Source organism: Cobetia sp. Dlab-2-AX (assembly GCF_024124625.1).
In the GTDB taxonomy this organism is placed as follows: Bacteria; Pseudomonadota; Gammaproteobacteria; order Pseudomonadales; family Halomonadaceae; genus Cobetia.
The window spans coordinates 233,125-251,097 of sequence record NZ_JAMXRV010000003.1 but is presented as its reverse complement, the minus strand read 5'-3'; the positions used below and the strand labels follow the sequence as shown (position 1 = coordinate 251,097).

The 17,973-nt window shown below is 63.2% G+C and carries 17 protein-coding genes; 9 read left to right on the top strand and 8 right to left on the bottom strand.

Annotation, left to right across the window (positions count from 1 at the left end; genetic code table 11):
* Window positions 1-219 precede the first annotated feature (219 nt).
* The 8 genes from dsbD (at window position 220) to purH (ending at window position 9,143) form a co-directional block, all read left to right on the top strand.
* Window positions 220-2,235 (top strand): protein-disulfide reductase DsbD, encoded by a 2,016-nt coding sequence (gene dsbD / locus NH396_RS06770; RefSeq protein ID WP_253062420.1) that lies wholly within the window; start codon window positions 220-222, stop codon window positions 2,233-2,235.
* A 256-nt stretch (window positions 2,236-2,491) separates the two neighbouring features.
* The gene (aroQ, locus tag NH396_RS06765; RefSeq protein ID WP_253062418.1) at window positions 2,492-2,932 is read left to right on the top strand and encodes a type II 3-dehydroquinate dehydratase; all 441 of its coding nucleotides are present in this window, start codon (window positions 2,492-2,494) and stop codon (window positions 2,930-2,932) included.
* Window positions 2,933-3,104: 172 nt separating this feature from the next.
* Window positions 3,105-3,575, top strand: a complete 471-nt coding sequence (gene accB, locus NH396_RS06760; RefSeq protein ID WP_248379355.1) for an acetyl-CoA carboxylase biotin carboxyl carrier protein — start codon at window positions 3,105-3,107, stop codon at window positions 3,573-3,575.
* Window positions 3,576-3,594: 19 nt separating this feature from the next.
* The gene (gene accC, locus NH396_RS06755) at window positions 3,595-4,935 is read left to right on the top strand and encodes an acetyl-CoA carboxylase biotin carboxylase subunit (protein WP_176676371.1); all 1,341 of its coding nucleotides are present in this window, start codon (window positions 3,595-3,597) and stop codon (window positions 4,933-4,935) included.
* 123 nt (window positions 4,936-5,058) lie between these two features.
* Window positions 5,059-5,973, top strand: coding sequence for a 50S ribosomal protein L11 methyltransferase (prmA, locus tag NH396_RS06750; protein ID WP_253062416.1), 915 nt, complete (start codon window positions 5,059-5,061; stop codon window positions 5,971-5,973).
* A gap of 202 nt (window positions 5,974-6,175) precedes the next feature.
* On the top strand, window positions 6,176-7,210 hold the full coding sequence (gene dusB, locus NH396_RS06745) for a tRNA dihydrouridine synthase DusB (protein ID WP_253062414.1): 1,035 nt from the start codon (window positions 6,176-6,178) through the stop codon (window positions 7,208-7,210).
* Between the two features lie 47 nt (window positions 7,211-7,257).
* Window positions 7,258-7,503: a DNA-binding transcriptional regulator Fis gene (fis, locus tag NH396_RS06740; RefSeq protein WP_225348107.1), complete on the top strand. Its 246-nt coding sequence runs from the start codon at window positions 7,258-7,260 to the stop codon at window positions 7,501-7,503.
* A gap of 62 nt (window positions 7,504-7,565) precedes the next feature.
* Entirely contained in the window at window positions 7,566-9,143 is a 1,578-nt protein-coding gene (purH, locus tag NH396_RS06735; RefSeq protein ID WP_176676368.1) for a bifunctional phosphoribosylaminoimidazolecarboxamide formyltransferase/IMP cyclohydrolase, read from the top strand.
* Between the two features lie 137 nt (window positions 9,144-9,280).
* Here purH and NH396_RS06730 read toward each other — a convergent pair whose 3' ends face one another.
* On the bottom strand, window positions 9,281-10,390 hold the full coding sequence (locus NH396_RS06730; protein WP_253062412.1) for an amidohydrolase family protein: 1,110 nt from the start codon (window positions 10,388-10,390) through the stop codon (window positions 9,281-9,283).
* Window positions 10,391-10,451: 61 nt separating this feature from the next.
* A complete protein-coding gene (locus tag NH396_RS06725) occupies window positions 10,452-10,691 on the bottom strand; it encodes a DUF2061 domain-containing protein (RefSeq protein ID WP_176676366.1) in 240 nt (79 codons plus the stop codon).
* A 350-nt stretch (window positions 10,692-11,041) separates the two neighbouring features.
* Here NH396_RS06725 and glsB point away from each other — a divergent pair, with 350 nt between their 5' ends.
* Window positions 11,042-11,983: a glutaminase B gene (glsB, locus tag NH396_RS06720; protein ID WP_054555045.1), complete on the top strand. Its 942-nt coding sequence runs from the start codon at window positions 11,042-11,044 to the stop codon at window positions 11,981-11,983.
* A gap of 591 nt (window positions 11,984-12,574) precedes the next feature.
* Here the strand turns inward: glsB and NH396_RS06715 are convergent.
* The 6 genes from NH396_RS06715 to NH396_RS06690 form a co-directional block, all read right to left on the bottom strand.
* The gene (locus tag NH396_RS06715) at window positions 12,575-14,032 is read right to left on the bottom strand and encodes a succinate-semialdehyde dehydrogenase (RefSeq protein WP_176676365.1); all 1,458 of its coding nucleotides are present in this window, start codon (window positions 14,030-14,032) and stop codon (window positions 12,575-12,577) included.
* Between the two features lie 97 nt (window positions 14,033-14,129).
* A complete protein-coding gene (locus NH396_RS06710; RefSeq protein ID WP_253062410.1) occupies window positions 14,130-14,465 on the bottom strand; it encodes a hypothetical protein in 336 nt (111 codons plus the stop codon).
* A 109-nt stretch (window positions 14,466-14,574) separates the two neighbouring features.
* Window positions 14,575-14,979: a dihydroneopterin triphosphate 2'-epimerase gene (folX, locus tag NH396_RS06705; RefSeq protein ID WP_175088383.1), complete on the bottom strand. Its 405-nt coding sequence runs from the start codon at window positions 14,977-14,979 to the stop codon at window positions 14,575-14,577.
* Window positions 14,980-15,064: 85 nt separating this feature from the next.
* On the bottom strand, window positions 15,065-15,616 hold the full coding sequence (gene folE / locus NH396_RS06700; protein ID WP_176676363.1) for a GTP cyclohydrolase I FolE: 552 nt from the start codon (window positions 15,614-15,616) through the stop codon (window positions 15,065-15,067).
* A 334-nt stretch (window positions 15,617-15,950) separates the two neighbouring features.
* Window positions 15,951-17,048 carry a serine/threonine protein kinase gene (locus tag NH396_RS06695; RefSeq protein ID WP_253062408.1) on the bottom strand — a complete coding sequence of 366 codons (1,098 nt, stop codon included), beginning with the start codon at window positions 17,046-17,048 and terminating at the stop codon, window positions 15,951-15,953.
* A 182-nt stretch (window positions 17,049-17,230) separates the two neighbouring features.
* Entirely contained in the window at window positions 17,231-17,836 is a 606-nt protein-coding gene (locus NH396_RS06690; protein ID WP_253062396.1) for a phosphoribosyltransferase family protein, read from the bottom strand.
* Window positions 17,837-17,973 lie beyond the last annotated feature (137 nt).

Genomic DNA, 17,973 nt, shown 5'->3' with positions numbered 1-17,973 from the left:
GTCCTCACACGCCCTCACATGAGCGGGATGTCTGCTACATGGTGGCACATTCATCCGCGTGCAAGTCGTGCGCGGCGATGATGGGCCTGCTCTCGATCCAGCGCTCACCCCAGAGCAGGATGATGGCGGCGCGAGACTGCGGTGCCTTGAGGCCTGCAGGATGTTCTTTCGGCACTGTATAAGGATGCTTCCGTGCTTCGTTCGTTCTTGAAAGTCAGCATGGCGCTGCCAACGGGCCGCGCACGCCCCTCCGCGTTCTCACGCCTGCTGGGCCCTGCATTGCTGGCAACCCTGCTGGCAATCGCTCTGGTGATCGCGCAGGCAATGACGGCGCTGCCCGCCAATGCCGGTCTGTTCAGTTCAGGCTCAAGTTCAAACGCCGGCAGCGGCTCCAGCAGTGCGGCGTCCAGCCTGTTCGGCAGCGGCAATCAGGGCGATTTCCTGCCGGTCAATGAAGCCTTCAAGCCGCGTAGCTGGCGCGAGGGCGACACCCTGTATGTCGGCTTCACCAGTGCCGAAGGCTATTACCTCTACCGGCATCAGTTCAGCTTCGCGACCACCAGCGACCAGGTCGCTCTGGGCGACGCCGACCTTCCGCCGGGAGAGCTGAAGAACGATCCCTACATGGGCGAGGTGCATGTCTTCCACGATGCGCTGGTCATTCGTATCCCGCTCATGAGCGCCTCCGCTGGCAAGGCAGTGCGTGATGACACACCAGCCAGCGGCCCGATCCCGCTCTCCATCACTTTCCAGGGCTGCGCCGATGCCGGGCTCTGCTATCCACCGGAGACCGTCACTCTGCAGGCCGGCGAGCAGAGTGCCCCTGCCCCCTTCACGCAGCTGATGCCAACCGCCAGCCAGTCGAGCGATACGACGGCGTCGACGGACAGTCGCACCACAACAGCCCCGATCAGCGGCACCGATGCCGGCTTCAGCGCATTGTTCGCGGATGCCAGCCTGCTGACGGCTCTGGGGCTGTTCTTCCTCGCCGGTCTCGGGCTGACCTTCACGCCCTGCGTGCTGCCGATGATTCCGATCCTGAGTTCGATCATCGTCGGTCAGCGCCCCAGCCGCCCGCGCGCCTTGCTGCTGTCGACGAGCTACGCCCTGGGCATGGCCCTGACCTACGCCGCGGCCGGCACCTTGATGGGCCTGTTCGGCGCGGGGCTCAACCTGCAGGCGCATCTACAGGCGCCTGCCGTGTTGATCCCCTTCGCTGCCTTGTTCGTGCTGTTCGCGCTGGCCATGTTCGGCGCCTTCACTCTACGCCTGCCCAGCGGCATGCACTCACGGCTCGACACGCTGCAAGGCCGCCTGATGAACGCCGGCCCCGGCGGGCTGGCACTGGCGGGCGCGTTATCGGTACTCGTGGTATCGCCCTGCGTCTCGGCACCTCTGGCCGGTGCACTGGTCTATCTTTCCGCCAGTGGCGATGCCATGACCGGCGGGCTGGCACTCTTCGCTTTGGGGCTGGGCATGGGCGTGCCGTTGATTCTGGTCGGCACCTTCGGTGCCAGCCTGCTGCCGCGCGCGGGCGCCTGGATGGAGGGCATCAAGCAGGCCTTCGGTATCCTGCTGATGGGGGTGGCACTGTGGTTGATCGAGCGCTTGCTGCCGGCCTCTCTGGCGGTGCTGGGTTGGGCCATTCTGGCCATCGGCACCGGCGTGGCGCTGGGGGCGCTCAGCGCACAGACCCGAGGCTGGGCGCGTGCCCGTCAGGCACTGGGACTGGTCGCGCTGGGCTGGGGCATGATCAGCCTGCTGGGCGTGGCAGGCGGCGCAGGTGACCCGCTACGCCCGCTGGCCCCCTTCACTGGCGGCACATCACCCGGACAGGCCACCGAGACGTCACTGGATTTCACCACCGTCAGCAACATGAGCGAGCTCGAGCGAGAACTGGCACTGGCCGCCAGCCGCGGCCAGCCGGTCTTCGTCGACTACTACGCTGACTGGTGCATCTCGTGCAAGGTGATGGAGCGCGAGGTCTTCCCCAAAGTCGCCAGCCAGTTGCGCCAGTTCCACCTGATTCGCGCCGACGTCACCAGTACTGCGGCCGCGACCCAGGCGCTGCTCAAGCAATACGGTCTGTTCGGCCCTCCAAGCCTGCTGTTCTTCGCCGATGAACGCGAGCTCAAGGAGGCGCGCATTCAGGGGGAGGTCAACGCCAGCCAGCTCGGCCAGCACCTGACATCGGTGCTGGATCAGCAGCGCGGCACGTCACAGCGCGCGAACTGAGCGGCGTGTCTGCCACACGCCCGGCGCGGGGCAGTTGCTGCCGAGGCGCACGCGAGGACGAAGAATGCGGCAAAATCTTCGGTTCAGTGCCAAACTGGACAGCGTTCGAGAATTTCGGCAAAATCCGCGTCACTACGGCAACAGCCTACGCTCAATAGGTAAACGTCGTGGATAGTGACGGTATCTTTGCATTTTCTTCATGGGTTAACAGCTCAATGAGCCTGGTGCTCGAGCACGGCTGACACAAGGGACTTTCATGGCGCGCATCCTGGTACTCAACGGCCCCAATCTCAATCTGCTGGGGACCCGTGAACCCGAGGTGTATGGCACCACCACGCTGGAGGATATCCACCAGCGTCTGGTCCAGCGCGCCAGCGCGGCCGGCCATCAGCTGGACTGGCTGCAGTCCAATGCCGAGCATGTACTGATCGAGCGAATCCACCTTGCCCGTGAAGATGGCACCGCCATCATCCTGATCAATCCGGCGGCCTTTACCCATACCAGCGTTGCGCTGCGCGATGCGCTACTCGGCATCGCACTCCCGTTCATCGAGCTGCACCTTTCCAACACCCATGCCCGCGAGCCGTTCCGCCACCATTCGTATCTTTCCGATGTGGCACGCGGCGTGATCATGGGCTTTGGCGCTCGAAGCTATGACATGGCGCTTGACGCCGCCCTGGACGATCTCGCGCAGTAAGGGCACGTCCAGAGAGGTGTTCACGCACCACCATCAGGCATCATCACCGCCTGACACCAGGATTCACCGGCCATCGCCATGGTCGGGACAGCCGTCGGGGCTGTCGCCCGTAGCCGCCGCCATCACGGCTGCACACCCCATTTCCAGCCACATTCACATCGGGATTAATTTCATGGATATCCGCAAGGTCAAGAAGCTGATCGAGCTGCTCGAAGAGTCCAACATCAGCGAAATCGAGATCCAGGAAGGCGAAGAGTCCGTTCGCATCAGCCGCCATCCGCAGGGCTTCGCCCAGCAGCCGATGATGCAGGCCCCGATGATGCAGCAGCAGCCGATGCAGCAGGCCGCTCCGGCAGCCGCTGGCGCCGCTGAAGCACCGGCCGCTCCGGCTGCACCGGCTGCACCGCAGGGTCACACCATCAACTCCCCGATGGTCGGCTCCTTCTACCGGTCTCCGGCACCCGGCTCCAAGGCCTTCATCGAAGTCGGCCAGAGCGTCAAGAAAGGTGATACCGTCTGCATCGTCGAGGCCATGAAGATGATGAACCAGATCGAAGCCGACAAGGATGGCGTCGTCGAAGCCATTCTGATCGAAGACGGCGAGCCGGTTGAATTCGACCAGCCCATGATCGTCATTTCCTGATCCCAACGGACACGTCACCATGCTCGACAAGGTACTGATTGCCAACCGCGGCGAGATCGCCCTTCGCATCCTTCGCGCCTGCAAGGAACTGGGCATCAAGACGGTAGCGGTGCACTCCAAGGCCGACCGCGACCTGATGCACGTCCGCCTGGCGGATGAAGCTGTGTGCATCGGCCCGGCCTCCTCTACCAAATCCTATCTCCACATCCCGGCGCTGATCGCAGCCGCCGAAGTGACGGACGCCGACGCCATCCACCCGGGCTACGGCTTCCTGTCGGAAAATGCCAACTTCGCCGAACAGGTCGAACGTTCAGGCTTCGCCTTCATCGGCCCGCGCGCTGACACCATCCGCATGATGGGTGACAAGGTCGCGGCCATCGAGGCGATGAAGCTGGCCGGCGTTCCGACCGTGCCGGGTTCCGACGGCCCGGTGCCGGAAGACGAAGACGAGATGCACGCCATCGCCGAGCGCATCGGCTATCCGGTGATCATCAAGGCTGCCGCTGGCGGCGGTGGTCGCGGCATGCGCGTGGTGCACTCCAAGGCCAGCCTGCTGTCCTCGGTGAGCATCACTCAAGGTGAAGCGGCCGCGGCCTTCGGCGACGGCACGGTGTACATGGAGAAATTCCTCCAGAACCCGCGCCACGTCGAAGTCCAGGTACTGGCCGATGGCCAGGGCAACGCCATCCATCTGTATGACCGCGACTGTTCCCTGCAGCGTCGTCACCAGAAGGTGCTGGAAGAAGCACCGGCGCCGCAGCTGGACGAAGAAGCGCGTGCCAAGGTACTCAAGGCGTGCACCGATGCCTGCATCGAGATCGGCTACCGTGGCGCCGGCACCTTCGAGTTCCTGTACGAGAACGGCGGCTTCTACTTCATCGAGATGAACACTCGTGTTCAGGTCGAGCACCCGGTGACCGAGATGGTCACTGGCATCGATATCGTCAAGGAACAGCTGCGCATCGCCTCCGGCCTGCCGCTGTCCGTGAAGCAGGAAGATATCGAGCTGCGCGGTCACGCCTTCGAGTGCCGCATCAATGCCGAGGATTCGCGCACCTTCATGCCGTCTCCGGGCAAGGTCGAGCTCTATCACGCGCCGGGCGGTCTGGGCGTGCGCATGGACTCGCACCTGTACTCCGGCTACACCGTTCCGCCGCACTACGACTCCCTGATCGGCAAGCTGATCACCTGGGGCGAAAGCCGCGAGATCGCACTGACGCGCATGCGCAATGCCCTCGACGAGCTGCTGGTGGAAGGTATCAAGACCAACACTGACCTGCAGAAGGATCTGGTGCGTGATGCCGGCTTCCAGGAAGGTGGCGTCAACATCCATTATCTGGAGAAGAAGCTGGGCCTGTAAGACGCCCCGCTTGAGATCGGTGACCTGGTTGCCGATGGACGCACGACAGAAGGGTGGCCTCGGCTGCCCTTCTGTCGTCTGTGCCCTCCTCCCCTTTCTTATCGCCCATCGACAGGAGTCACCATGTCCTGGCTGCAACTCAAGGCGCGTATCGCCCCCGACCACGCCGAGATTCTCGAGCATCTGCTGATGGAAGAGGGCGCCTGCGCCATCACGCTGCAGGATGCTGAAGACCAACCGCTGTTCGAGCCGGACCTCGGCAGCACGCCGCTGTGGAGCGAGACTGTCCTCACCGGCCTGTGGGATGGCACCGAAGGCATCGAGGCCATGCGCGAGCGGGTCAAGGCCGGCTGGGCGGCATTGATTCCCGATGAGCCCTGCCCGGAGATCGAGGTCGAGATCCTCGAGGACCGTGACTGGGCCCGTGAATGGATGGATGGCTTCGAGCCGCTCAAGATGGGCCAGCGCCTGTGGATCGTGCCCAGCTGGCACGATGCCCCGGAGCACGACGCCGTCAATCTGATGCTCGACCCCGGCCTGGCCTTCGGTACCGGCACCCATCCGACCACCGCCCTGTGCCTGGAATGGCTCGATGGTCTGGCCGTCGATGGCAAGCTCGCCCAGCACAGCGTGCTCGACTTCGGCTGTGGCTCCGGCATTCTCGCCATCGCCGCACTGAAGCTCGGCGCGGTGGACGCCATGGGCACCGACATCGACCCGCAGGCCCTGCAGGCCTCGCGTGAGAACGCCCAGCGCAATGACGTCAGCGACCAGCTGACCCTGTGCTACCCGGACCGCCTGCCGGACGCGGGCTATCAGATCGTGGTCGCCAACATCCTGGCCGGCCCGCTGGTCGAACTGGCTCCGCAGATTGCTGCCAGTGTCGCCCCGGGCGGCCGGCTGGCGCTCTCCGGCATTCTCGCGCCCCAGGCGGGGGAGGTGCTCGACGCCTATCGTGAGGCTGGCCTGATCATGGAAGAGCCCACCGAGCGCGATGGCTGGGTACGCCTCAATGGTCAGCGTCCGCTGATGGGCTGAAGCTCGCTATAAGACACGCCATAAAACACGTATGAGCCACGCCGTGAGCGCCGCAGCCGCACAGGGAGAACGCATCCGCGATGCATTGTGGATGAAATAGCCCTTCAAACCCTGCGGTGCTCTAGGTATCATGACGCCCCCGCGAATCCGTTGGCACCAAGGCGAATCGCGCGCCTGACACCACACGCATGACACGAGCCCCATGACCGATACCCCGCTTCCCGCCGACCTGCCCCGCATCGGCGTACACCAGCTTCCCAATCGCGTGATTCTGGCCCCGATGGCCGGTGTCACCGATCGCCCGTTTCGACAGCAATGTCGTGAGCTGGGCGCCGGGCTGGTGGTATCGGAGATGGTGACCAGTGACAAGCGGCTGTGGAATACCGTCAAGTCCCGCACGCGCATGAACCATGCCGGCGAACCCGGCCCGCGTGCCGTGCAGATCGCCGGCGGTGACGCCGCCATGCTGGCCGAGGCCGCGGCGCTCAACGCCGAGATGGGTGCCGAGATCATCGACATCAACATGGGCTGCCCAGCCAAGAAGGTCTGTAACAAGGCCTCCGGCTCTGCCCTGATGCGCGACGAGAAGCTCGTCGGCGAGATTCTCGATGCCGTGGTGCGCGCCGTGGACGTGCCAGTCACGCTCAAGATGCGCACCGGCTGGTGCGAAGAGACACGCAACGCCATCACTATCGCGCGCATGGCCGAAAACGCCGGCATCCAGGCGTTGTCCGTGCATGGTCGCACTCGCCAGCAGAAATATACCGGTGAAGCCGAATACGACACCATCGCCGCCGTGAAGGCCGCAGTGTCGATTCCGGTCTTCGCCAATGGCGATATCGACAGCGGCGAGAAGGCGCGACATGTGCTTGACTATACGGGCGCCGACGCCGTGATGGTCGGCCGTGCGGCCCAGGGCAACCCCTGGATCTTCCGCGAGATCAATCACTATCTGGCCACCGGCCAGGTAGCCTGTGGCCCGAGCGATGCGGAACGCGCCCTAGTGATGCGCACCCACCTCGAGGCCCTGTACGAATTCTACGGTGACTACATGGGCGTGCGCATCGCGCGCAAGCATGTGGGCTGGTATCTGGCGACGCGCGAGGATGGCAGTGAGCTCAAGCGCCACTTCAATCCCCTCGAGGAGCCGGAAGAACAGCGCCAGTTCCTGACCCGCCTGTTCGGCGAGCCGGAAGGCATCGCCCGCACAGAGACGCAAGGAAGTCACGCAGCATGACCAGCAGGCACCCTCTTTCACCCGACGACGCAAGTCAGGCCACCCTGATGACGCCCGTGCGGCACCATCAGACCCTGCGCGAGGCGGTCGAGCACTCCATGGCGCGCTACTTCGCCCACCTGGATGGTGAGCAGGTCACCGACCTGCATGCCATGGTGATGGCCGAGGTCGAGGCGCCGCTGCTGGAGGCGGTGATGGCCCACGCACAGGGCAACCAGACTCGCGCCGCCGACATGCTGGGCCTCAACCGAGGCACGTTGCGCAAGAAGCTCAAGCAGTTTGATCTGATCTGACCCCGCCGGGGCACCTTTACAGGTGCCCCGGCGTCTTTTTGTTGATCCACGAGTGGAGCATCATGCAAGCCAAGCCCCAAGCCATCCGTCGCGCCCTCCTGAGTGTTTCCGACAAGACCGGAATCGTCGAATTCGCTCGTGCCCTGGACGCCCGCGGCGTCGCCCTGCTGTCCACTGGCGGTACCTTCCGCCTGCTCAAGGACAACGGCCTTGCCGTGACGGAAGTGTCCGAGCACACCGGTTTCCCGGAAATGATGGATGGCCGGGTCAAGACCCTGCACCCGAAGATCCACGGCGGCATCCTCGGTCGTCGCGGCCAGGATGATGCGGTGATGGCCGAGCACGGCATCGACCCCATCGATATGGTCATCGTCAATCTGTACCCGTTCGCCGCTACCGTGGCCAACCCGGATTGCTCGCTGGAAGATGCCATCGAGAACATCGATATCGGCGGCCCGACCATGGTGCGCTCCTGCGCCAAGAACCACGCCCACACCACCATTGTCGTCAACGCCTCGGATTATGACCGCGTGATCGCCGAGATGGATGCCAATGACAACGCCGTCAGCGATGGCGCGCGCTTCGACCTCGCCGTGGCCGCCTTCGAGCACACCGCGGCCTACGATGGCGCCATCGCCAACTGGCTGGGCCAGCGCGTCGAAGGCGGCAGCGAAGGCCTGCCGCGTCAGTACAACGTCAGTCTGAGCAAGAAGCAGGACATGCGTTACGGCGAGAACCCGCACCAGAATGCGGCCTTCTACGTCGAGGACGGTGCCACCGAGGCCAGCGTCGCCACGGCCGTGCAGGTGCAGGGCAAGGCGTTGTCCTACAACAACGTCGCCGACACCGATGCCGCCTTCGAGTGCGTCAAGGCCTTCGACGAGACCGCCTGTGTCATCGTCAAGCACGCCAACCCGTGTGGCGTCGCCATCGGCGAGTCTGCCCTGGCCGCCTACGAGCGTGCCTATCAGACCGACCCGACCAGCGCCTTCGGTGGCATCATCGCCTTCAACGTGCCGCTGGATGCCGAGACCGCACAGGCGATCGTCTCGCGTCAGTTCGTCGAGGTGATCATCGCCCCGGGCATCAGTGAAGAGGCGGCGGCCATCGTCGCTACCAAGGCCAATGTGCGCCTGCTCGACGTCGCGGATGCCTGGGCGGCCGAGCGTACCGGCGGTCATGACTTCAAGCGTGTCACCGGCGGCCTGCTGGTCCAGGACCGCGACCAGGGCATGGTCGGCCGTGATGAGCTCAAGGTCGTCACCGAGCGTGCGCCGAGCGAGCAGGAACTCAACGACCTGACCTTCGCCTGGAAAGTCGCCAAGTTCGTCAAGTCCAACGCCATCGTCTACATCAAGGATGGCCAGACCATCGGTGTGGGCGCCGGCCAGATGAGCCGTGTGTACTCCGCCAGGATCGCCGGCATCAAGGCCGCCGATGAAGGTCTGGAAGTGCCGGGCTCCGTGATGGCCTCCGATGCCTTCTTCCCGTTCCGCGACGGTATCGACGCCGCCGCGGCAGCCGGCATCACTGCCGTCATCCAGCCGGGTGGCTCCATGCGCGATCAGGAAGTCATCGATGCGGCCAACGAAGCCGGCATCGCCATGGTATTCACCGGCATGCGTCACTTCCGTCACTGATCAGATGTCAGTACTTCAGTGGCATGCACGAGCACGGTGACTTGCACGAGCGTATAGACTAGCGCTCACGCAAAAGCCCCCGTCAGCGAATAATCGCTGGCGGGGGCTTTTTCATGCGCAGACGGCAAGGAACGAGGTCATTCGACCGGCAGATTGACCCAGCGCAGGAAGTTGTCGCGCGCAACATTGCGCGCCGCCTGTGGCGACAGCGCATCGAGGAAGGGCGTATAGCTGGCGAGGATATCGCCCACCGAGCCGAAGCGCCCGACCACGTCACTGCCGAGCACGAAGCGCTGTGGGAAGCGCTCGACCAGCTTGACCCAGCGCGCGCGCGGCTGCCCTTCATCGTCCAGCAGGTAGGGTTCCAGCACTGACCAGGACAGGTCGATATTCAGGTTGGGATAGGTTTCCAGCATGCGCTCGACCTCGCCGTATAGCCAGGTCATGCGCCCCAGACGGCGATTGAGCTCGGCACTGGTCCCGGCGTGCGCCCAGATGAAGGTCGTGTTCGGATTGTCGCGCACCGCACTCTCGAATTCCTCGAGGTACAGGCCCTCATGCCCTTCCCGTTTGCTGGTGATATTGGAATGGATCATCACCGGCAGGCCTTTCTCTGCCGCCAGCGCATAGACCTTCATCAAGGCAGGATGATTGGCGCGCGGCGTCTCGCCTTCGGTCAGACGCGTCAGATCATCATGGCGCGTGAAGACCTCCCCGATACCCTTCCAGAAGCCGGGATAGATCGCCATCAACTGGCGGATCTCGTCGGCGGCGTTCAAATCGGTGGGGTTGAAGCCGGTGATGAATGGCGAGAAACGCGCCTGTACCGGCTCGGGCGCGCGAGTCAGCGCCTCGGCCAGGATGTAATCGGTACCGGAATACCAGTAGACCGGCGCATCATCGCCCATGTAGTAACGTGGTTTCTTGGGTGCGTCCTGCTGCCATTTCTTGGCGACGCCGATGCCCGTGACCAGGGCGTGATCGACCTGCGCCTCGTCCATGGCATCCAGCAAGGCCCCCAGCCCCTCACCCTGCTGGAAGAAGTCCACGAAGTGCAGATGGGCGTCACTGTAGTGATAATCGCGCGTCTCGTCGGCTGACACGGATTCGAGAGCAGTCAGGCTGCCGGCAAGCCCCAGCAGCAACGCCAACGCCCCCTGGACGAGAGGACGCTGGCGGGCGCGGGCAGGACAAGAGGCCCTGGCAGGGAGAGAGGAACGGGCGGTGCGAGGGGCAAGCTTCAGCATGGGGAGCTCCGGGAAAAGGTCGCTCGATTCTGCGGCGCATCCTCGCCACGCGCAAGCGGCTTCAGCCCGCCAGCGCCGCCCCGCTCATGGGATTTCGCGAGTCTGCCTCGCGCTCAGCTGCCTGCTGGCGGCGCGCGGTGACGCGATTCCAGACCTTCTCGTGGAAGAAGAAGGCGACGGTGTTGACCGCCGGCTCGACGATGGCGACCAAGCCGCCGACCACGATATCGCCGGTCAGCAGGTAGGTGACACCGAAGGCGATGGAGAAGTGCATGCTGGCAAAGGTCAATGTCTTGATCATGTTGGCTGCCCTCCGGGCGGTCTACTCAGCGAGACGCTGAGCCTCAGCGCGTCGCATGTCATGGGGTCAGGCAGCTGCGTGCTGCTTTGACGTACCAACAATAACGATTCTCAACTGCATGTAGAAATCACTTTGCACTACCTGGCTGATAAGCGTCAACTATCACGCGATTGAGCCGGCCTGAGGGCAGGGACTGCCAGCGGCATCGAGCGCGCCAGCTGCGGTCATATCCGCTAGAATGCTCTGCCGGTCTCTGGCGCCATTATCGGCCTGTCACCCGATGGCGCCTTTGTCACGATGGCCGGGCCAGCTTCACGCCCTTTTCCCTCTACCGCTGCTTCAAGGTTGCCATGACGCCGCCACTCGACCCCGATGCTCTCCAGACACTGCTCGAACGCCTGTCCGATGATGCCAGCCGCTGCTTCAACGAGGGCAAGGTCGCGGACTATATCCCGGCACTGGCGCAGGTTGACCCTGACCAGTTCGGCATCGCCGTCTGCCATGTCGATGGCCGCGTCCAGTACGCCGGCAGCGCGCATACTCGCTTCTCGATCCAGTCGATCTCCAAGGTGCATGCGCTGGTACTGGCGATGCAGCGCCTGGAGAGCGACGAGATCTGGTCGCGCGTTGGCCGTGAACCCTCCGGCCAGGCGTTCAATTCGATCATGCAGCTGGAGGTCGAGAACGGCATTCCGCGCAATCCCTTCATCAATGCCGGTGCCTTGCTGATCACCGACCTGCTGGTGTCGCGCATCGTCTCGATCCAGAACACCCTGCGTGAGCAGCTCAGGCGTCTGTCCGGCAGCGACGATATCGGCTTCGATGAAAAGGTCGCGCGCTCGGAAATGGACCACAAGGCACGCAATGCCTCGCTCGCCTACCTGATGCAGGCCTACGGCAATGTGCATTCCGACGTGGATGACCTGCTGGATACCTACTTCCACAGCTGCTCGGTGTCGATGAACTGCGTGGAACTGGCGCGCAGCTTCGCCTTCCTGGCCAATCGTGGCGTCAATCCGCTGGATGGCAAGGAAGTGGTCTCGCCGCTGGAGACACGCCAGCTCAATGCGTTGTTGCTGACCTGCGGGCTTTACGATGCGGCAGGCGACTTCGCCTGGCGAGTGGGGCTGCCGGGCAAGAGTGGCGTCGGCGGTGGCATCATCGCCATCCTGCCGGGGCAGATGAGCATCTGCGTCTGGTCACCACGCCTGGACGGCTACGGCAACTCGATTGCCGGGCGGCATGCATTGGAAGGGCTGGTGGCGGGAATGGGGCTTTCGCCATTGGGGTGAGACGTGAGGGTTGAGGTACGATAGTCGAGATCCGGCCATAAAAAAGGGCGAGTCGCGTCCGCCACGCCACTCGCCCTGTCTTCAATCCTTGAAGACTATCACCACAGGTCCCGCTCTTTGACTGTAGCGTAAATAAGCATATCCACAAGTAAGAGAATGCCGACAAAGCACATCTGTCTTTGGCCCTGATCTGCGCTAAAAGACCGCGACATGCCACTTTGGTCTGACATTTATAGTGCCATCGACCCTCGAGACACTCCATCTCTACGACCAATGACTTGTGCGCCTCTTGACGCGAGATTGCCCTCCTCTCGTCCATGCCGCTCTCTCATCAGCAACGAAAGGTCGCTCTCATCAGCAGAGCAGATTCCATGGGCGAGTTGCAGGCATACTCGGCGCAGACAGGTGGGAGAAATGCACGGTATGAAAAAGCCCGCCCGGATTCCCGAGCGGGCTTTTTGCCAGTTGATGGCGTGTCCGATCATTGCCTTGAGCACTGGCCATCAAACGGCGATGCAAGGTTCCAGGAGGCAAAACTCAAGGTTGCAAGGCTCACGCAAGGATCATCCGCGCAAACCCGTTGACGATGAATCAGCCAAGCGAAAGACACAGATACTTGGTTTCCATGTACTCCTCGAGGCCATACTTGGAGCCTTCACGGCCCAGCCCCGATGCCTTGGTGCCACCGAAGGGCGCCGCGGCGTTGGAGATCAGCCCGGTATTGATGCCGACCATGCCGTAGTCCAGCCCCTCCGAGACGCGCCAGACACGCTTGAGATCCGTGCTGTAGAAATAGCTGGCCAGACCGAACTCGGTGTCGTTGGCCATCTCGATGGCCTCTTCCTCGCTCTCGAAGGGGAAGATCGCTGCCAGCGGGCCGAAGGTTTCCTCACGGGCGACCTTCATCTCCGGCGTCACCTGCGAGATCAGGGTCGGCGTGAAGAAGCTGCCCCCCAGCGGATGCGGATGGCCGCCCAGCAGCAATTCGGCACCCTTGTCGAGGGCATCCTGCACGTGCTCAGTGACCTTCTCGACGGCGTCGCCATCGATCAACGGGCCGACCTTGACGCCCTCTTCCAAGCCATTGCCCACGGTCAGCTCGGCGTTCATGGCGGCAGCCAGCTTCTCGCTGAAGGCATTGACCACGCTGGACTGCACCAAAAAGCGATTGGTGCAGACGCAGGTCTGACCCGCATTGCGGAACTTGGCTGCCATCGCGCCTTCCACCGCCGCATCGAGATCGGCGTCTTCGAACACCAGGAAGGGCGCATTGCCGCCAAGCTCCAGCGAAATCTTCTGGATATGCTGAGCGGCATTTGCCATCAGGCCACGCCCGACTTCCGTGGAGCCGGTAAAGGTCACCTTGCGCACGATGCTGGAATCGGTCATCGCCTTGGCGATGTCCTTGGCCGAGCCCGGCACGACGTTGAAAACGCCGCGCGGCACGCCAGCGCGTTCCGCCAGCACCGCCAGCGCCAGTGCCGAGAACGGCGTCTGGCTGGCCGGCTTGACCACGATCGGGCAGCCTGCGGCCAGCGCGGCACCCGCCTTGCGGGTAATCATCGAGGCCGGGAAGTTCCATGGCGTGATCGCCCCCACCACTCCGACCGGCTGCTTGAGCACGAGGATGCGTTGATCACGCTTGGCGGCGGGAATGGTGTCACCGTAGACCCGCTGCCCCTCCTCGGCGAACCAGCGCAGGAAGCTGGCCGCGTACTGGATTTCACCGGCGGCTTCGGCGAGGGGCTTGCCCTGCTCCAGCGTCATGATCTGCGCCAGATCATCCTTGTGCTCCAGCATCAAGGCATACCACTTCATCAGGATGTCGGCGCGCTCAAGCGCAGGTGTTTCCTTCCAGTCGGTGAAGGCATTCTGGGCGGCCTCGATGGCACGCTGGGTCTCGGTGTACCCCAGTCGAGGCACGCGGCCGATGATCTCACCGGTGGCAGGATTGTCGACCTCGATCTGCTCGCCGGAATCCGCGGCTACCCAGCCACCGTCGATATAGGCAAATGGACGAAACAGACTGGTATCGTTGAGATGTTCCATGAAGACTCCAGAAGCATGCGTGGGGGTCGAGGCAGCCGCTGTCACTTGACCGGACTACTCAAGACTAACCTGATATAGCTTAGATGCGGGCATGGTGCTAGATCCACAACCCTGCCAGTACGAGTACCACGATGGCCAGCCCGACGAGCCACCTGCGCTTGCGCAGCGCCGACCTGGCAGCGTTGGATGTGGCCCCGGGGGACTCGCTCTCGGGCGGCATCGAGACGACTCGACGCGCCTTCTGCTGCTTGATACGCGCATTGAAGACCTGCACTGCACGCCCGTCGCGCACCTCGAAATCGACGGCCACTCCCGGTCCCGGCAGACCTCGCCCGCGCCAGCCGACCAGATCGAAGGCGTGCTCACCGCCCTTCTCGTCCCGAATGGTGCCTTGTTGTTCTGCATCATCGAAATGGATGATTTCCCCGATCACGTCATGTCTCCCGACTCTCCTGGCTTACGCGCATGACTTTCTCGATATGTGGGCTTCTCGACACCTGACTTTCTCGACGCCTGAGCTTCTCAACGCCTGCACGGGCCGACTAATCATGCGCTTCGCGACTGTCCGACAGGGTGACGGACACCGAGTCCGAGAAGCGCAAGGCATGCGGCTTGTCGATCTCGACCTGCGCCGTCAGCACCTGTTCATGCGCCATCACGATATCCAGTACCTCACGGGTCATGCGCTCGAGCAGCGCGAAGCGCCCTTCCTCGACATGACGGATCAACTGCTTGGTGATGGTGCGGTAATTGAGCGCTTCACTGATGTGATTGAACTGCACGGCGCGTGCCGCGCGATAGCGGATCACCACGTTGATCACGACATCCTGGCGGTTCTGGATCTCGTCTTCATTGATCCCGATATAGGTTCTCAGGCGCAGATTCTTGATGCGAATGGTGGCGAGGTCGTGATCGAGATGTTCATCGTGCAAGGCATGCATCGGCATCGGCAGGAACTCCTGAACAGGGAAACGCGCGAGATGACTCCAATACAACAACGCCGCCTCGAAAGGCGGCGTCATCACTCTGCTGTCAGCTGACCAGCGTCAGGAATTCCTGGCGAGTCGGCTGATTGTCGCGGAAGGCGCCCAGCATCACGGAGGTCTTCATGCTGGAATTCTGCTTTTCCACCCCACGCATCATCATGCACATGTGACGCGCTTCGACCACGACGGCCACACCACGTGCACCGGTGACCTGCTGAACGGCCTCGGCGATCTGTTTGGTGAGGTTTTCCTGAATCTGCATGCGACGCGAATACATGTCGACGATACGCGCGAACTTGGACAGACCGAGCACCTTGCCAGACGGCAGATAGGCGATGTGGCACTTGCCGATGAACGGCAGCAGGTGATGCTCGCACATCGAATAAAGCTCGATGTCCTTGACCAGCACCATCTCGTCCGTCTCGGAGGTGAAGACAGCGCCGTTGACGATCTCCTCCAACGACTGTTGATAGCCATGAGTCAGGTACTGCATGGCCTTGGCCGCGCGCTTGGGCGTATCCAGCAGGCCCTCACGCTCTGGATCCTCACCCAACGAGGTGATGATCTGGCGGTAGTGGTTGGCAATCTCTTCGGTCATCCGTCTGCCTATGGTATCGGTCAGGGGCGCGTACGAGCGCACGCACAGCAGGGGTAAAGCACAAAAGTCATACAAAAGCGATCAGATGGCAAGAAATCGTATAACTTCGTGTTCAATGTCAGGGCCAGATTCTACCTCAGGCGTGCCGTCAACGCAGGTCTGTTCACACGATTGTCGTATCCGTGCAACACATGCGCCCCCATCGGTAACCGATGGGGGCGCATGAAGGGACGGTGTCACTCACTTCGCCAATGGGGCTCAAGCCTCGCGACGACCTTCAGGTCATGTCACGACTGCCAGCTCTTGTCACGACTACCAGGCCATGTCGCGATCGCTAGGCCAGCCAACGCGGCGCAGACAGCGCGACGCGCTGCTGTTCCAGGCTGCGAATGTGGTCGTCCCAGTAGCCCAGGCTCGCCACGTGGGAGAAGGCCTGCGGGAAGGCGGGGTCCGACCAGCGCCGCACCACCCAGGCGCTGTGACGCACCATGCGCAGTGTGCGCAGGGTCTCGACCCACTTGAGCTCGCTGCGATTGAACTCACAATGCTGCTCGTAGCCCTCCAGCACCTCGGACAGCTGCATGTGCAGCTCCGGGTCGCTCTGACCGGTCAACAGCATCCACAGGTCCTGCACCGCCGGGGCGCTCAGGCAGTCATCGAAGTCGACCAGCGCGAAGCTGTCATCACGCCCCAGCATGTTGCCGATGTGGCAGTCGCCGTGGGTACGGATCAGGGCGCTTTCCGGCCAGCTCTGCTCCGCAATCAACGGGCGCAAAGCCTCGATGACGCGCTGGTAGCTGTAGCGCTGGCGCTCACTCAGCCAGTCAGAGGCCAGCACGCTGGCGCAGCTCTCTTCCAGAATCCGCAGCGGCGAGAGCGTCTCCCGCTCGCGAAACGCGCTCTTGCGCCCCACTGCGTGCACGCGGCCGATCAGCTCACCCAACTGATAGAGGTGCTCGGCAGATTCGAGCTCCGGCGCGCGCCCCACAACATGCGGGAAGAGAGCGAAGTCGAAGCCTTCGAACCGATGCAGCGTCTCGCCGGCTTCGTTCGCCCACGCGGGGGCGCCCGGCACACCGGCCTCATCCAGCTCGGCCAGGAAGGCGTGCTCCTCGAGAATCTGGGCACGGCTCCAGCGCTCGGGGCGATAGAACTTGGCCACCCAGCGGCGTCGGTCATCATCGGCGAGATGGTAGACACGATTCTCGTAACTGTTCAACGCGAACGGCTCGCCGGGCAACCAGAAGCCCAGCGATTCGACAGCGGCCACGACACGGTCCGGCGCGAGAGCATCGAAAGGATGAAAACGCGTGTCTCCATGGCCCTCTGGCGCGGATGTCGTCGACCAGGTGTTGCCATTGGAGCGCGCATCCAACTCGCGCGAGGTGCCAAAAGATTGCGTGTCATCGGGGGAAACAGGATCAATAGGCATGGCAACTCCTCGGGCATGGACCAGCAAACGGCTGCCGGACCTTGCATGCTATGAGATTAGCCCCTCTGCACGCCAGTCTTCTGCCTGATTGACCCCGCCTGCCCGCTGAGTTCAACGCCCGCTTGGAGGTTGAGCCCTGGCGGCACATGTCGTGCGGATCACCTTCATGTCGCGTTTGCAGGTCACAGCACCCCGCGCGTGGACAGCGGAGTCCGCGCCAGCACGCAGGCATCGACCTCACGCGCACCGGCTCGCAGGCAGGCCTGAGCGAGACTGTCGAGCGTCGCACCACTGGTCATGACGTCATCGATCAGCAGCACGTGCTCGGACAACAGGCCGTCAATGTCATAACGCCCACGCTGCGCTTTCAGACGCCCGCGCCTATCCCGCAGGCGCTGATCCGGCGCTGCCATGGCCACCGCGACAGACGCCTCGTGCGGCATGCGTCTGTCGCGCACCCGCGCCATATCGCGCTGATGGCCGGCGATGACCGGTGTCAGCCCGCGACACAGCTCCGCCAGCGCATCATGGCCGCGCTGGCGACGACGATAGGCGTCAGCCGGCACCAGCAGCACTGCCCCGCAGGGGTGCGCCTGAAGCCAGTCGCGGCAGAAGTGCGTCAACTCCCGCTGCATGAGTTGGCGAAGCAGTCGCCCGGCGCGGCGCTGATGCTGGTCCTTGTAGCGCTGGAACAGCCCCGCCAGCAACCCTTCATAACGCAGCGGCGCAAAGCAGCGTGCAAAGGCAGGCGGTGACGACAGGCACCGCGCACAGGGCTGCTGACTCAAGGCCAGTGAGGCCACAGGCTCAGCACAGCGCGGACAGGCATGCTGATTGCGCGCGATGCTCGCCTCGCAGGCGTCGCACCACTCGCGGCGCGATGACAGCTCTCGCTTATCAGGCGAACCAGTCTTTAGAGAGAAAA